Origin of the sequence: Chromobacterium amazonense, assembly GCF_001855565.1 — a bacterium.
GTDB classification, from domain to species: Bacteria; Pseudomonadota; Gammaproteobacteria; order Burkholderiales; family Chromobacteriaceae; genus Chromobacterium; species Chromobacterium amazonense.
In genome coordinates, this window is the sequence record NZ_MKCR01000005.1 from 44,189 (window position 1) to 59,533 (window position 15,345).

Annotated in this window: 18 protein-coding genes; all 18 read left to right on the forward strand. The window is 62.2% G+C overall.

Going from position 1 to position 15,345, the window contains the following annotated elements; genetic code table 11:
• Positions 1 to 8: 8 nt before the first annotated feature.
• The 18 genes from BI343_RS04410 to BI343_RS04495 all read left to right on the forward strand — a co-directional run bounded on the left by BI343_RS04410 (position 9) and on the right by BI343_RS04495 (position 15,344).
• Positions 9 to 1,385, forward strand: a complete 1,377-nt coding sequence (locus tag BI343_RS04410; RefSeq protein ID WP_071108808.1) for a sigma-54-dependent transcriptional regulator — start codon at positions 9 to 11, stop codon at positions 1,383 to 1,385.
• Positions 1,386 to 1,387: 2 nt separating this feature from the next.
• Complete coding sequence (gene fliE / locus BI343_RS04415; protein WP_043628494.1) at positions 1,388 to 1,708, forward strand: flagellar hook-basal body complex protein FliE; 321 nt, start codon at positions 1,388 to 1,390, stop codon at positions 1,706 to 1,708.
• A gap of 167 nt (positions 1,709 to 1,875) precedes the next feature.
• Complete coding sequence (gene fliF / locus BI343_RS04420) at positions 1,876 to 3,495, forward strand: flagellar basal-body MS-ring/collar protein FliF (RefSeq protein WP_223253517.1); 1,620 nt, start codon at positions 1,876 to 1,878, stop codon at positions 3,493 to 3,495.
• Positions 3,488 to 4,486 (forward strand): flagellar motor switch protein FliG, encoded by a 999-nt coding sequence (gene fliG, locus BI343_RS04425; protein ID WP_071108810.1) that lies wholly within the window; start codon positions 3,488 to 3,490, stop codon positions 4,484 to 4,486. The genes fliF and fliG overlap by 8 nt, the downstream gene beginning before the upstream one ends.
• Entirely contained in the window at positions 4,467 to 5,339 is an 873-nt protein-coding gene (locus BI343_RS04430; protein ID WP_071108811.1) for a FliH/SctL family protein, read from the forward strand. The genes fliG and BI343_RS04430 overlap by 20 nt, the downstream gene beginning before the upstream one ends.
• Positions 5,320 to 6,714: a flagellar protein export ATPase FliI gene (gene fliI, locus BI343_RS04435; RefSeq protein ID WP_043628500.1), complete on the forward strand. Its 1,395-nt coding sequence runs from the start codon at positions 5,320 to 5,322 to the stop codon at positions 6,712 to 6,714. Before BI343_RS04430 ends, fliI begins: the two co-directional genes overlap by 20 nt.
• Positions 6,715 to 6,723: 9 nt before the next feature.
• Complete coding sequence (fliJ, locus tag BI343_RS04440; protein WP_071108812.1) at positions 6,724 to 7,176, forward strand: flagellar export protein FliJ; 453 nt, start codon at positions 6,724 to 6,726, stop codon at positions 7,174 to 7,176.
• 54 nt (positions 7,177 to 7,230) lie between these two features.
• Positions 7,231 to 8,244: a flagellar hook-length control protein FliK gene (locus BI343_RS04445; protein ID WP_139165642.1), complete on the forward strand. Its 1,014-nt coding sequence runs from the start codon at positions 7,231 to 7,233 to the stop codon at positions 8,242 to 8,244.
• Between the two features lie 108 nt (positions 8,245 to 8,352).
• Positions 8,353 to 8,874 carry a flagellar basal body-associated FliL family protein gene (locus BI343_RS04450; RefSeq protein WP_043628505.1) on the forward strand — a complete coding sequence of 174 codons (522 nt, stop codon included), beginning with the start codon at positions 8,353 to 8,355 and terminating at the stop codon, positions 8,872 to 8,874.
• 5 nt (positions 8,875 to 8,879) lie between these two features.
• Complete coding sequence (gene fliM / locus BI343_RS04455) at positions 8,880 to 9,884, forward strand: flagellar motor switch protein FliM (protein WP_043628507.1); 1,005 nt, start codon at positions 8,880 to 8,882, stop codon at positions 9,882 to 9,884.
• Positions 9,881 to 10,327: a flagellar motor switch protein FliN gene (gene fliN, locus BI343_RS04460; protein WP_071108814.1), complete on the forward strand. Its 447-nt coding sequence runs from the start codon at positions 9,881 to 9,883 to the stop codon at positions 10,325 to 10,327. The genes fliM and fliN overlap by 4 nt, the downstream gene beginning before the upstream one ends.
• Positions 10,328 to 10,332: 5 nt before the next feature.
• Positions 10,333 to 10,782, forward strand: coding sequence for a flagellar biosynthetic protein FliO (gene fliO / locus BI343_RS04465; protein ID WP_071108815.1), 450 nt, complete (start codon positions 10,333 to 10,335; stop codon positions 10,780 to 10,782).
• Complete coding sequence (gene fliP / locus BI343_RS04470) at positions 10,779 to 11,531, forward strand: flagellar type III secretion system pore protein FliP (protein WP_043628511.1); 753 nt, start codon at positions 10,779 to 10,781, stop codon at positions 11,529 to 11,531. The genes fliO and fliP overlap by 4 nt, the downstream gene beginning before the upstream one ends.
• A gap of 2 nt (positions 11,532 to 11,533) precedes the next feature.
• Entirely contained in the window at positions 11,534 to 12,028 is a 495-nt protein-coding gene (locus tag BI343_RS04475; RefSeq protein WP_169828978.1) for a GNAT family N-acetyltransferase, read from the forward strand.
• Positions 12,025 to 12,294 carry a flagellar biosynthesis protein FliQ gene (gene fliQ / locus BI343_RS04480; RefSeq protein WP_043628515.1) on the forward strand — a complete coding sequence of 90 codons (270 nt, stop codon included), beginning with the start codon at positions 12,025 to 12,027 and terminating at the stop codon, positions 12,292 to 12,294. The genes BI343_RS04475 and fliQ overlap by 4 nt, the downstream gene beginning before the upstream one ends.
• Complete coding sequence (gene fliR / locus BI343_RS04485) at positions 12,294 to 13,070, forward strand: flagellar biosynthetic protein FliR (protein WP_071108817.1); 777 nt, start codon at positions 12,294 to 12,296, stop codon at positions 13,068 to 13,070. The genes fliQ and fliR overlap by 1 nt, the downstream gene beginning before the upstream one ends.
• Positions 13,071 to 13,169: 99 nt before the next feature.
• Positions 13,170 to 13,895 (forward strand): YebC/PmpR family DNA-binding transcriptional regulator, encoded by a 726-nt coding sequence (locus BI343_RS04490; protein WP_043628517.1) that lies wholly within the window; start codon positions 13,170 to 13,172, stop codon positions 13,893 to 13,895.
• 153 nt (positions 13,896 to 14,048) lie between these two features.
• The gene (locus BI343_RS04495) at positions 14,049 to 15,344 is read left to right on the forward strand and encodes an aminopeptidase P N-terminal domain-containing protein (RefSeq protein WP_071108818.1); all 1,296 of its coding nucleotides are present in this window, start codon (positions 14,049 to 14,051) and stop codon (positions 15,342 to 15,344) included.
• The last annotated feature ends 1 nt before the right edge of the window (position 15,345 follow it).

Sequence of the window (15,345 nt, forward strand, 5' to 3'; positions counted from 1 at the left end):
TGGATTCCATGAAGTATTTGCCGATTTTAGTGGTCGAAGACGATGCCGACCTGCGCGAAGCCATCATCGACACCTTGATGCTGTCCGGATACCCGACCCTGGAGGCGGCCGATGGCGGCCAGGCCTTGCAGCGGCTGAAGCAGGAACCGGTAGGCTTGATCATTTCCGATGCCCAGATGGCGCCGATGGACGGCTATGCCCTGTTTGAAGAGGTCAAGAAGCATTACCCCGGCGTGCCCTTCATTCTGATGACGGCCTATGGGGTGATTGAGCGGGCCATCGAACTACTGCGAGCTGGCGCCAGCCACTATCTGTTGAAGCCATTCGAGCCGCAGAGCCTGCTCGCGGAAGTGGAGAAGCATCTGCTGGCCATGCCTGGCGACGAAGGGGGCGACGTGGTGGCGGAGTCCGCCGCGATGCGCCAGCTTTTCGCCTTGGCGGGGCGGGTGGCGCAAAGCGACGCCAGCGTGATGATCAGCGGACCCAGCGGCACCGGCAAGGAAGTATTGGCGCGTTATATCCATCGCTATTCTCGGCGCGCATCCGGCCCATTTGTCGCGGTCAACTGCGCGGCGATCCCGGATAATCTGCTGGAGTCCACGCTGTTTGGCCATGAGCGCGGCGCCTTTACCGGCGCGGCGCAGGCTTTGCCCGGCAAGTTCGAGCAGGCGCAGGGAGGCACCATACTGCTGGACGAAGTCACCGAAATGCCGCTGTCGCTGCAAGCCAAGCTGTTGCGGGTGCTGCAGGAGCGGGAGGTGGAGCGTATCGGCAGCACCCGCACCATCAAGCTGGACATCCGGGTGTTGGCCACCTCCAACCGGGATTTGCAGGCCGAAGTGGAAGCGGGGCGGTTTCGCGAGGACCTGTATTTTCGCCTGAATGTTTTTCCCTTGCGCATACCGGCGCTGGCCGAGCGTCCGGACGATATCCTGCCTTTGGCACGATTCCTGCTTAAAAGACATGCAGAGGCCGCAGGACGGACATCTCTGGTGTTTTCCAGGGATGCGGAACGTCATTTGACGGCCTATAGTTGGGAGGGTAACATCCGCGAACTGGATAATGTCGTGCAGCGGGCGGTAATACTTGCCGCCGGGGCGGAAATTATTGCCGCCGATTTGTTGCTGGGCGATATTACGGGCGTGGGGCAGCTTACCCGGACGGCGTCCGATTTGGACGGTTCGGTGTCGGATGAAACCGACATGAAAACCCTTGAAAAACGCCATATTCTGGAAACATTGGGAGCTGTCGGCGGCGTGAAAAAGCTGGCGGCGGAAAAACTGGGCATCAGCGAGCGTACTTTGCGCTATAAATTGCAGCGTTACCGTGATGAGGATTCCGCTGCGGCTGGCCAGAATGTTCCGGAGGGAAATGGCACGGAGTAGCCATGTCAAACAATATCGACCAGTTGCTGGGCGAACTGAGAAGCGCCGCGGCGTTAGCGGGGGGCAAGCAGCCGCCGGTCGCGCAGCAGACGCCGCAAGTCGACTTTTCCGACGTGCTTAAGTCGACGATAGACCAAGTGAATTCGGCGCAGCAGACTTCGGAGGAAATGCAAAAGCAGTTTCAGCTGGGCGACAACAAGGAAGTCAATCTGCAAGATGTGATGATGTCGTTGCAGAAAGCCAGCCTGTCGTTCCAGACCATGGTTCAGGCGCGCAATAAACTTGTCAGCGCCTATCAGGAAATCATGAATACCCAAGTCTAACGCTGTCGGATCCACAGATTGGGCGGCGGTGGACCTCAACCTAATACCACCGTATGGCTGATCTGGCAGAAGAAAACGCAACTCCTGTTTGGCGCGCTCGTTTGAATGAAGCGGGAGACCGCTTCAAGGCCTTGCCAAGCAACAAAAAAATCCTGTTTCTGACGGCGTTGGCGGCCATTTTCGCCGTCGTCGTCGGCGCTGTCGTTCTCAATCGCACCCCCTCTTACAAGGTTTTGTTTTCCAATCTGGCTGATCGCGATGGCGGCCAGATTACGGCTGCGCTGCAGCAAATGAACATTCCTTATCAGTTGGGCGATGGCGGCGCGGTTTCTGTTCCTGCGGACAAGGTCTACGACGCCCGGCTGAGACTGGCGGCGCAGGGGCTGCCCAAGGCCAGCGGCGTCGGCTTCGAGTTGATGGACAACCAGAAATTCGGCATCAGCCAGTTCGCCGAGCAGGTCAACTATCAGCGCTCGATCGAAGGCGAACTGGCGCGCACCATCGAGGCGATTTCCTCGGTGCATAGCGCCCGCGTGCATATCGCCACGCCTAAACAGAGCGTATTCGTGCGGGAGCAGCAGGCGCCCACCGCCTCCGTGATGCTGGAGTTGTATCCGGGACGCATGTTGGATGCTGGCCAGGTCGCCGGCATTCTGCACCTGGTGTCCAGCTCGGTGCCGAATTTGACCTTGAAGAACGTCACCATTGTCGATCAAGACGGCAATCTGTTGTCCAAGCAGCCGGGAGTGGACGAAAACTCCGGGCTTGATCAGCGCCAGCTGGGATTCGTGCGCCAGATCGAGGAAGGCTACGTCAAACGCATCGAAGACATTCTGGAGCCGATATTCGGCAAGGGCAACGCGCGCGCCCAGGTGACGGCTAATGTCGATTTTTCCGAGATCGAGCAGACGTCAGAGACCTACCGTCCCAACTCCAGCCCCAATCCATCGGCCACGCGCAGCCAGCAGATCAGCGAAAAGCTGGTCAATGGCTCCGCTCTGCCCAGCGGCGTGCCGGGCGCTTTGTCCAATCAGCCTCCGTCTGCGGCGTCGGCGCCCATCACGCTGCCGCCGGGCGCCGCGCCGGGCACGGCCAATCTATCCGGCCAGAGCGTCAGCGCCAGCGGCACTTTGCAGCGCGACATCACCACCAATTACGAAGTGGATAAGACCATCCAGCACACCAAGGTGCCGACTGGCGTGGTCAAGCGGCTGTCCGCCGCGGTGGTGGTCAATTACCGGCGCATGCCGGACAAGAACGGCGAAATGAAACCGACGCCGTTGACGGCGCAGGAAGTTCAGCAGATCAATAATCTGGTCAAAGAGGCGATGGGTTACAACGCCAGCCGCGGCGATACATTGAATGTCGCCAACGCCGCCTTCGCCGATAATGCCCAGCCGGTGACCGTGCAGGAGCGGGTGGTAGACTATGTCGCCAGCAACGGTACCAGCCTGATCAAGTATGGCTTGCTGGGGATAGCGCTGTTGTATCTGCTGTTTGGCGTGGTGCGCCCCATCATGCGGGATCTGGTCAAGCCGCCGCCGGCGCCGGGCGAGGCTGAGGGCGCTGCCGGCGCCAAAGGCGGCCGCTTGCTGGGCGTGGCCGGAGAAGAGGGCGAAGAAGGCGAGACGGCGGCTGGCATGGCTGGCAGCGGTTCGCTTGAAGATCCGCGCGAAGCGCAGCGTCGTCAGTACAGCAGCAATCTGGAGGCGGTGCGCGAGCTCGTGAAGTCCGATCCGCGCATGGCGGCACAGATCATCAAAGAATGGATCAGCTCCGATGAGTGATAACGGTATTCGCAAAAGCGCCATCTTGCTGTTCAGCCTGGGGCAGGCCGAGGCGGTCGAGGTATTCAAATACCTGGGGCCGAAAGAGGTGCAGAAGATTTCCCTGGCCATGGCGGCGATCAACAACCTCAGCTATGAGCAGATCGACGAAGTGGTGGAGCAGTTCCGGCAGGAGTGCCAGGCTCGCGCCAGCATCGGCGCTTCGGACGAATACCTGCGCAACGTGCTGGTGGAGGCGCTGGGGCCGGACAAGGCGGCCAACCTGCTGGACAAGATCATGCAGGGCAACGATCACAGCGGCATCGAAAGCCTGAAGTGGATGGACCCGTCCTCCGCCGCCGATTTGATCCGCCACGAACACCCGCAGATCATCGCCACGATTCTGGTGCATCTGGAGCCGGACTTGTCCAGTTCCATCCTGTCATTCTTCCCGGAACGCATGCGCAACGAGGTGCTGATCCGCACCGCCACCCTCGAGGGGGTTCAGCCGCAGGCGCTGCGCGAGCTGAACGACGTGCTTACCCAGCTGTTGTCCGGTTCGGACCGCATCAAGAAGAGCGCGTCCGGCGGCGTGGGGCTCACAGCCGAAATCCTCAACTTCATGGGCGGCAATGTCGAGGCCTCCGCCCTTGGCTATATCCGCGAATACGATCCTGAGCTGGCGCAACGGATTCAGGACAAGATGTTCGTCTTCGAAAACCTGCTCGATGTCGACGATCGCTCGATTCAGACCATTTTGCGCGAGGTGCAGTCCGATTCGTTGGTGATCGCCTTGAAGGGCACCAGCAACGAGCTGAAGGAAAAGATCTTCCGCAATATGTCTCAGCGGGCGGCGGAAATGTTGCGCGACGACCTGGAGTCCAAGGGACCGGTCAAGCTGTCCGAGGTCGAGGCGGAGCAGAAGGAAATCCTCAAGGTGGTGCGCAAGCTCGCCGACGACGGCCAGATCGTGCTAGGCAGCAAGGGCGGTGATGAAGGCCTCGTCGAATAATCCCATCATCCCCGGCGAGGAGCTGGAAAGCTGGAGCAGCTGGAGTCCGGCCTCGCTGGATGGGTTTACCCAGGCGCTGTCTCCGGCCCAGTTGGTGGCGATGGCGCAGATGCGCAAGCCCGGGCCCAGCCTGGCGGAGCGGATCGCGGCCAGCGAGGCCGAGTCTGCGGCGCCGGTGCCGCTGGCGGAGGCCGAGGCGATGGCCGAGCAGGCGGAGATGGCCGAGGACACGGCGCCGGAAGACGAGCCGGCCTTGAGCTATCCCACCGCGGCCGAGTTGGAAGCCATCCATCAGGAAGCCTGGCAGACCGGACATGATGCCGGTCTGGAGGCCGGCCGCGCCGAGGGCTTCGAGCAGGGCATGCAAGCCGGGCGCGAGCAGGGCGCTGCCGAGGCGCGGGCCGAGCTGCAGCCCAGGCTGGATGAGGCCTGGCAGTCCCTGCAGTCGATGGCGGGCAGTTTTTCCGCGGAGCTGGCGCGCGTCGAGCAAGAGCTGGCCCAGGATGTGTTGAAATTGGCCTGGCAGCTGGCGCAGAAGCTGCTGCAGCAGCAATTGCTGCAGGACAAGCAGGCTTTGCTGCCCTTATTGCAATCGGCCCTGGCCGACTTGCCGTCCACGCTTGCCACGGCCCGCTTGCGTGTCAATCCGGCCGATGTGGAGGTGGCGCGCGAATTCTTGCGGCAGGAAACGCCGGAGACGGCTTGGCAGTGGGTTGAAGATCCGGCGATCACGCGCGGCGGCTGCGTCATCGATACCGCGTCGGCGCGCTTGGACATGAGCGTCGAAACCCGCCTGGCTGCCTTGAGCCGGGCCTTAGGGCTGGAGGCGGGAGATGAGCAGCGGTCTGCTTGAGCGGCAACGTGCCTGGCTGGACGCCTGCGGCGAGGCTGCCGCCTCGGCCTCGTTGTGGCAGCCTTGCGGCAGGCTGGTGCGCGTCACCGGCATGGTGATGGAGGCGGTGGGCATCAAGCTGCCGGTGGGCAGCGCCTGCCGGGTGATGCTGGCCGACGACCAGGCGGTCGAGGCCGAGGTGGTTGGCTTTGCCGGCGACAAAGTGTTTCTGATGCCCTTGACCAATGTCCACGGCTTGCTGCCGGGCACGCCGGTGTTGCCATTGGCTTCGCATGCGCCGCCGATGTACGGGCATGCTCGCGGGGCCGCGCGCGCCGATCTCTCCGTCGGCCGCCAGGTGCCGGTCGGCCTCAGCCTGCTGGGCCGCGTGCTGGATTCTCTGGGGCGGCCGCTGGACGGCTTGGGCCCCATTCATCCCGATGCCTGGCACCCCCTTTACAGTCAACCGATCAACCCGCTGGACCGCACCCCGGTGCATGATGTGCTGGATGTCGGCGTGCGCGCCATCAACGGCTTGCTGACCGTCGGGCGGGGCCAGCGTCTGGGCTTGTTCGCCGGCTCGGGCGTCGGCAAATCGGTCCTGCTGGGCATGATGGCCCGCTTTACCAAGGCCGACGTGGTGGTGGTGGGCCTGATCGGCGAACGGGGCCGCGAGGTGAAGGACTTCATCGACAACATCCTGGGCGACGAAGGACGGGCGCGCTCGGTGGTGGTGGCGGCGCCGGCCGACATGCCGCCCTTGATGAGGCTGCACGGCGCGGCCTATGCCACGGCGCTGGCGGAATATTTCCGCGCCCAGGGTTTGGATGTGCTGTTGCTGATGGATTCGGTCACCCGTTACGCGATGGCGCAGCGCGAGATCGCTCTGGCCATTGGCGAGCCGCCGGTGACCAAGGGCTATCCGCCGTCGGTGTTCGCCCGCCTGCCGCAATTGATCGAGCGCGCCGGCAATGGCGAGGAAGGCGGCGGTTCGATCACCGGCTTCTATACCGTGCTGTCCGAGGGCGACGATCAGCAGGATCCGATCGCCGACTCCGCGCGCGCCATCCTCGATGGCCACTTCGTGCTGTCGCGCGATTTGGCCGAGGCAGGGCATTACCCCGCCATCGACATCGAACAATCGATCAGCCGGGTGATGGTCGACATCGTGCCGCAACAGCAAATGGACATGGCGCGCCACTTCAAGCAATTGTATTCGCGCTATCGGCGCAATCGCGACCTGATCAGCGTGGGCGCCTATGTCGCCGGCTCCGATCCGGTGCTGGATGACGCGATGCGCCGCCATTTGCCCATGGTGGGTTTCCTGACTCAGCCTATGCATGAATCGCATGACTACGCCTCCTGCCGCGAGCAATTGGCGAGCGTGCTGGCCTGAGGTTGATCCATGGCGGAAAGCAAGTATCTGCTGCTGGTGAGGCTGGCCGACGAAAAACAGCAGTCGGCGGCGGAGCGGATGAGCCTGGCGCAAAACCGCCTCAATCAGGCTCACATGCGGCTGACGCAGTTGGACGATTTCCGAAATGAATATCGCCAGCGATTGGTGGCCGGCGGCAGCAAGGGCATGTCGGTGATCCAGTATCAGGATTTCCATCGCTTCCTGTCCCGGCTGGATGAAGCCATGATCCAGCAGCGGCAGGATGTGGATCACTGCACCCAGCGCTTCATGCTGGAGCGGCAAGCTTGGCAGCTTGAATACAAAAAATTCAAGGCCTACGAAAAGCTGCTGCAGCGCGAGCGGGAGCGCGAGGCGCAACTGGAGGCCAAGCGCGAACAAAGGCGAACCGACGAGTTTGCTACTCGGCAATTCTGGGATAAGACGCACGGCGAGGATGCCTGATCTGGCACGCTCCTTGCTTTGAACCGGTGGCCAATACTCAGTCGAGGCTTGATCATGACCATCATCGTCACTACGCCAGTTGCCAATGCCAGCGGCGCGTCCGGCCCCGGCGGCTCTTCCGCCGCCGCAGGAGGGAGCGCCGAAGGGGCTTCCGGAGATCTGTTCGCCAGCCTGCTTGGCCTGCAGATGAGCGTGATCGGCAGCCTGTTGCCGGGGCTGGGGGACGGCGGCACCGGAGCGGGCAAGCCTGACGATGACAAGCCCAATGCCTCGCCCGGCGACGCCTCTGCCCAAGCCGCGCTGGCCATGCCTTTGCTGGCGGCGCTGCAGTTGCAACAGGCGCCAGCGACGCCTGCGCAGCAGCCGACTCAGGCGACGACGCAAGACAAAGCGCCGGTGCAGGACTTGTTGGCGCAACCGCCCGCCGCTAATTTGCCTATGCAGGATCTGCAGACTCAGCAAGCGACTCCCAAGGTAGATCCCACATTGCTGCTGCCCGTCGGCAAGCAGGGTTTCAACTGGCAGAGCAGCCAGCAAAAATTGCCGGACCCGGATCAGACGGCCGCGCAATTCTTGCCGCTGCAGCAATTGCAGCAGCCGCAGCAGAGCAATCAAGCGCAGGCGGCGGCCAGCGCCAATATGCCGCAGCTGACCTTGCCGCAAACGCTGAACGATCCCAATTGGGGCAAAGCGCTGGGGGAGCAAGTGCTGAGCATGGTCAGCCTGAAAATGGACAAGGCGCAAATTCAGTTGAACCCGCCGCAGATGGGGCCGATTGAGATCACCTTGAAGATGAACGGCACGGATCAGGCGCAAGTGTTGTTCACCGCGGCGGTGCCCGCTACCCGCGAAGCTTTGGAAAACAATATGCACCGCCTCAGTTCCATGCTGTCTTCAAGCGGCATCCAACTGACCGATTCGCAGGTTTCCAGCGGCAATTCCGGCCAGCAGCAACAGGCATTCCAGCAGAAGCGCGGCCGCCAGGATGCGGGCCTCCCAGAGGTGGATGGCGTGGACGCCCTGGCCTCGATCAAGGCCGCGCGCGGCATACTCAGTATATTTGCCTGATCGTATTTGATTACGACACTGTTCATCCGCCCGAGAAAACTGGAAAATATGGGGGGGAAATCGTTTAAGATTTCACTAGGCACTCCATAAAAGAACAGGTCATAACATATGTCGGACGAAAAAAAGGCGGATAAGGCGGAAAAAAAGGCTGGAGGCGGCGGCAACAAGCTGATGCTGATCGTCATTGTGCTGCTGATTCTGCTATTGGTCGCGGTGGGCGGGCTGGCCGCGTATATGTTCACCAGCATGGGCAAGCCGCAAGCCGGGGCGCAGACTGAGCAGGTCAAGGAAAAACCGAAGAAAAAACACGAAGGTCCGCCGATTTTCGAAAAGCTGGACACTTTCGTGGTGAATCTGGCCGGCAATGACGGCAGCTTGCTGCAGGTTGACATGCAGGCGGAGCTGGGCGACGAAGAGGCCAAAAAGAAATTCACCGATTATGCGCCCAAGATCCGCAGCGCGGTCATTTTGCTCTTGTCGTCCAAAACCGCTGCTGAGGTCAGCACCGCCGACGGCAAGGTCAAGCTCAAGGCGCAGGTCAAGCAGATCATCAACGAGGCGATGGACGCGGGCGAGGATCCCGTTGTCGACAGCGTCCTCTTCACTTCCTTCATCATTCAGAAGCAGTAAGCGCCATGGGCGACGATATCCTGTCCCAGGAAGAGGTAGACGCGCTATTACGAGGCGTCTCCGGCGAGGATGACGATGACGAGGGCGGCCAGGATGCCGCAGGCGTCCGCGGCTACGACATCGGCCGACAGGAGCGCATTGTCCGCGGCCGCATGCCCACGCTTGAAATCATCAACGAGCGTTTTGCCCGCAATCTGCGCATCGGCCTGTTCAACTTCATCCGCCGCAACGCGGAAATCTCGGTGGGACCGGTGCGGGTGCAGAAGTACAGCGAATTCATCCGCAACCTGGTGGTGCCGACCAACCTGAATCTGGTGCATGTCAAGCCGCTGCGCGGCACGGGCCTGTTGATCTTCGACCCGGACCTGGTGTTCCTGATCGTGGACAACCTGTTCGGCAGCGACGGCCGCTACCACGTGCGGGTGGAGGGACGGGATTTCACGCCGACGGAGCAGCGCATCATCCACCGTCTGTTGGAGGTGGTGTTTGCGGAGTGCCAGAAGGCCTGGGAGCCGGTGCATCCGATCGAATTCGTCTATCTGCGCTCGGAAATGAACACCCAGTTCGCCAATATCGCCACGCCCACCGAAGTGGTGGTGGCGATGACCTTCCATATCGAGCTGGGCGCGGGCGGCGGCGATTTTCACATCTGTCTGCCGTACTCCATGGTGGAGCCGATACGCGATCTGCTTTCCAGCACGATGCAGGCCGACCGCACCGAAGTGGATAACCGCTGGGTCAACCTGATGACGCATCAGGTGCAGGCGGCCGAGGTGGAGCTGGTGGCCACGCTGGCCCAATCCAAGGTGACCCTGGGGCAGATTCTGAACCTGAAGGCGGGAGACGTGGTGATGGTGGAGATTCCGGAGCGGGTGGAGGCCGATGTATCAGGCATTCCGGTGTTCGAAGCCAGTTATGGCACGGTGCAGGGCCGCTATGCCTTGAAAGTGGAAAAGATTTTGGCGGGAGCGAACGAGTTCTTGGAGCTGCCGGGAGATAAAGAGCAATGAGCGAAGAAGAGCTGCAGGGCGGCGCGGCAGGCGCCGAGGAAGAAGTCTCGATGGACGACTGGGCCGCTGCGATGGCGGAGCAGGAGGTGGCGGACAGCCAAACGGCGGAAGCGCCGGAGGCCGTCCCGGCGCAAGGTTTGTTCCAGGAGTTGGGCACGGCGGCCGCAGCCGGCGGCACGCAGCAGAATCTGGACATGATTCTGGATATTCCGGTGCAGCTGACTGTGGAGCTGGGCCGCACCAAGATCGCCATCCGCAACCTGCTGCAGCTGGCGCAGGGCTCGGTGGTGGAGCTGGACGGAATGGCCGGCGAGCCGATGGACGTTCTGGTCAATGGCTGCCTGATTGCCCAGGGCGAGGTAGTGGTGGTCAACGACAAGTTCGGTATTCGCCTGACCGACATCATTACGCCGGCCGAGCGCATTCGCCGCTTGCAGAAATGAGGATCATGCCGAATCCAGCGCGCGCCTTGCTTGGCGCATCCGGCTTTGCCTGGCCGGCGTTGGCGCTGGCGGCGCAAGTGCCGGCTCAGCCTGCGCCATCGCCCTTTGCCAGCCTGTTGCAGGTGATTCTGGGCCTGGCGGTGGTGCTGGGCGCCATCGTCGGCGTGGCCTGGCTGTTCAAGCGCTTGTCCGGCGGCATGCTGGGCGGCGCGGGTCGGGTCCGTGTGGTCGGCGGCACCATGATAGGCCAGAAGGAACGGGTGGTGATCGTCGAGTTGGAGGGAGAATGGCTGGTGCTGGGCGTGACGCCGCAGCAGGTCAATCTGCTGAGCAAGATGCCCAGGCCGGAAGGCGCCGATCAGCCCCCGGCCGAACCTGCGGAGCCGTTCGCCCGTTGGTTGAAGGCCGCGTTGGACAAGAGCCGCGGCGGGCAGGGGCAGCGGGACAAATCATGAAGAAAAAGTTGGTGATCGCCCTGCTATCCGGCGGGGCTTTGTTGTTGCCCTTGCTGGCCGACGCGGCGGCTGGGCTGCCGCTGATGACGAGTTCGCCGGCGGCGGGCGGCGGGCAGAACTACTCGCTCAGCCTGCAGATGCTGCTGTTCATGACGGCGCTGACCTTCATCCCGGCCATGCTGCTGATGATGACGGCCTTCACCCGGATCGTGATCGTGCTGTCGCTGCTGCGGCAGGCCTTGGGCACCACCCAGGCGCCGCCAAACCAGGTGATTGTCGGTTTGGCGCTGTTTCTGACGCTGTTCGTCATGGGGCCGACTTTCGATCAGGTCTACAGCAAGGCTTGGGTGCCGTTTTCCGATGACAAAATCAGCTTCAATCAGGCGCTGGATGAAGCCAGCAAGCCGATGAAGGCTTTCATGCTGCGCCAGACCCGGGAGAAGGATCTGTCCTTCTTCATCGAGATTTCGCAGTCGGAAAAGCCGCAGACCAAGGAAGACGTGTCGATGAAGACCCTGGTGCCGGCCTTTGCCATCAGCGAGCTGAAAACCGCGTTCCAGATCGGCTTCATGGTTTTCATTCCCTTCATGATCATCGACCTGGTTGTCGCCAGCATTCTGATGGCGATGGGCATGATGATGGTGTCGCCGGTGACTATCTCCCTACCGTTCAAGATGATGTTGTTCGTGCTGGTGGACGGCTGGACCCTGCTGATGGGCTCGCTGGTGCAGAGTTTTTACACGGGATGAGCATGCGGCTGGAAGCGTTGTCGGCGGCTGATCTGCCGGCGTGCCATGCCTTGTTCCAAGCCTGCGTCCGCGCCTTGGCCGGGACCGTTTACACCGAGGCGCAGTGCGCGGCCTGGGCGTCGGCGCGGGATTGGAGCGAGGAAATCGCTCTCGCCTGGCAAGCCCGGCTGGCCGATGCGTGGTCGTGCAAGGCCTTGGCGCCGGATGGCCGCCTGGCAGGATTCGCCTGGTTGAAGCGGAACGGCGAGTTCGACATGCTGTTTGTCGCGCCATGGGCCGCCCGTGGCGGCTTGGGCGGCCGAATGATTGAAGAGCTGGAGCGCCAGGCCGCGGAGGCGGGCGTAACCGCCTTGCACGTCTGGGCCAGCCATGCGTCGCGCCCGGTGTTCGAGCGGGCGGCTTACCGCCTGCTGCGTCCTAACCGGATCATCCGGCAAGGCGTGGTGATAGACAATTGGCTGCTGGCCAAGGGCGGCTGGCGGGAGGAGGAGTCATGAGTCCTGAATTGGTCATCAGCATCATGCAGAATGCGCTGTACATCCTGATCATCGTCTCGGCCCCGGTCTTGTTGACTTCTCTGCTGGTGGGCCTGCTGATCAGCATTCTGCAGGCCGCCACCCAGATCAATGAAATGACGCTGACTTTCATTCCGAAGCTGCTGGCGATGTTTCTGGTGCTGGTGCTGGCCGGACCGTGGATGCTGAACACCTTGATGGAGTACATCACCCGGCTGTTCCAGAGCATACCGAATGTGATTGGCTGATGCTGGCGCTGAGCGATGTAGAGATCAACGCCTGGGTCAGTGTCTTTGTCTGGCCCTTCGCGCGCATCGTCGGTTTGTTCCTGACGGAGCCCATCTTCGCCTATCGCGGCGTGCCGCGGACGTTCAAGGCGGGCTTCGCATTGATGCTGACCGTTTTGCTGGCGCCCTTGTTGCCGCCATTGCCAGCGGTGCCCTTGGTGTCGGCGGAGGGCATGGCCATTTTGCTGCAGCAGCTGCTGATCGGTCTGGCAATGGGTTTTGTGATGCGCCTCGTGATCACCTCGGTGGAGATAGCCGGTTTCATCATCGGCGCGCAAACCGGCCTGGGCTTCGCCATGTTCTTCGACCCCGTCCACGCGGCCCAGGTGCCTGTAGTGTCGCAGATGTTGTCCTTGTTCACGTTTTTCCTGTTTTTATCGTTCGATGGCCACCATGTGGTGCTGCACACCCTGGTGGAAAGCTTCCGCGTGCTGCCTATCGGGATGGGGATGCCGGCTCAGGGCATCAAGGCCTTGGCGCTGTGGGGCGCCCATATGCTGGAGTGGGGCATCCGCCTGACCATGCCGGTGATCGGCGCGTTGTTGATCACCAACCTGGCCATCGGCGTGATGACCCGCGCCGCGCCGCAGTTCAACATCTTCACCTTCGGCTTCCCGCTGACCATCATGATTGGTTTCGGCACGCTCTATCTGACGCTGCCGATGATGGTGCCGGTGATCGAACAGATGTATCGGGCCGGCTTTGAAATGATGCTCAGGATGCTGCAGGCCAAATAGGCCCCCATCTCGTAGACGACGGCCGCTTCTGTTAAAATAGCGCGATTTTTGATTGACGATTGGGTTCGGCGAGAACCAAACCAACAGACAGAGGCAAATATGGCAGGTCACAGTAAATGGGCTAACATCCAGCACCGCAAGGGTCGCCAGGATGCCAAACGTGGCAAGATCTTCACCCGCCTGATCAAGGAAATCACCGTCGCCGCCAAGATGGGCGGGGGCGACGTCAACATGAACCCGCGCCTGCGCCTGGCCGTGGACAAGGCCAAGGCCGAGTCCATGCCCAAGGACAATATCGAGAACGCGATCAAGCGCGGCACAGGTCAGCTGGAAGGCGTGGACTATGTGGAATGCCGTTATGAAGGCTATGGCATCGCCGGCGCCGCGGTGATGGTGGACTGTCTGACCGACAACAAGACCCGCACCGTGGCCGATGTGCGCCATGCATTCTCCAAATACGGCGGCAATATGGGCACCGACGGCTGCGTGGCGTTCCAGTTCAAGCACTGCGGCTACCTGGTGTTCGCCCCGGGCGTGGATGAGGATGCGCTGATGGAAGCGGCGCTGGAAGCCGGCGCCGAGGACGTGGTCACCAATGACGATGGTTCCATCGAAGTGATCACCGGCCCCTACGAATTCACCGACATCAAGGACGCGCTGGAAGCCAAGGGCTTCAAGTCCGAGATGGGTGAAGTGACGATGCGCGCCGAGAACGAGACCGAGCTGACGGGCGACGAAGCCGTCCGCATGCAAAAGCTGCTGGACGCGCTGGAAGACCTGGACGATGTGCAGGAGGTGTATACCTCCGCCGTCATCGGCGAATAAGCCCGCGCCATCCATACAAACAACCCGGCCATGCCGGGTTTTTTCATGCCGCTGTGCTGCGCGCCGCCCCGGCAGGCTTGGGGCGAGGCCGCCGCAGGTGTAAACTGGCGGCTTGATTCGTTATCGACCACCGCCGCAGGAATCCGACACCCTATGTCCCAGCCGCATGCCGCCCGCCGCCGCCGTTTACTGACGCAGATCGGCGATGGCGTCGTTCTGTTGCCCACCGCGCCGGAAGCCGTGCGCAACGCCGATTGCCACTATCCCTACCGCGCCGATAGCCATTTCCTGTACTTGACCGGCTTTGCCGAGCCGGAGGCGGTGCTGCTGCTCGACGGCCGCAGCGGCAAATCCATTCTGTTTTGCCGCGAACGCAATCCCGAGATGGAGATCTGGGAGGGTTTCCGCCACGGGCCTGATGGCGCGCGCGAGGTTTTCGGCTTCGACGAGGCCTATGCCTTGTCGGAGATGGCGGCGCGGATTCCGGAACTGTTGATCGACCGCAGCCAGCTGTGGTGGCCGCTGGGCGATGACGAGGCATTCGACCGCCGCGTCAATACCTGGCTGGAAGCGGTGCGCGCGCAGGCGCGTTCCGGCGCGCGCCCGCCGTCTCATTATGGCGATCTGCGCGTGCTGCTGGACGAAATGCGCATGGTCAAAGACGAGGACGAGATCGCCTTGCTGCGCCGCGCCGGCGAGATTTCCGCCGCCGGCCACGTCCAGGCGATGCGTGCCGCGCGGCCAGGCATGCATGAATACCAACTGGAAGCCGAGCTGCTGCATGCCTTTGTGAGCCGGGGCGCGCGCTATCAGGCTTATGAATCCATCGTCGCCGCGGGCGCCAATGCCTGCACCCTGCACTACGTGGCCAACGATGCCGGGATAAGCGACGGCGAACTGGTGCTGATCGACGCCGGTTGCGAACTGCAGGGCTACGCCGGCGACATCACCCGCACTTTTCCGGCCAATGGCCGCTTCAGCGGGCCGCAGCGCGATGTGTACGAAGTGGTGCTGGCGGCCGAACTGGCCGGCATCGACGCGGTGAAGCCGGGCGCGGCCTGGCATGCGCCCGGCGACGCCGCGCTGCGCGTGCTGGCGCAAGGCATGCTGGACCTGGGTTTATTGAGCGGCACGCTGGATGGCGTGATCGAATCCGGCGCGTACCGTCGCTTCTACATGCATGGCGTCGGCCACATGATAGGCCTGGACGTGCACGATGTCGGCCAGCGCAAGCTGCATGGCCAATGGCGCAGCTATCAGCCGGGCATGTGCACCACCATCGAACCGGGCCTGTATATTCGGCCGGCTGACGATGTGCCGGCGGCTTTCCACAATATCGGCGTGCGCATCGAGGACGATGTGCTGGTCACCGCGGACGGCAATGAGGTGTATACCGCGGCAGCGCCCAAGACGATAGCCGAGATCGAGGCGCTGATGCGAGGGGAATGAT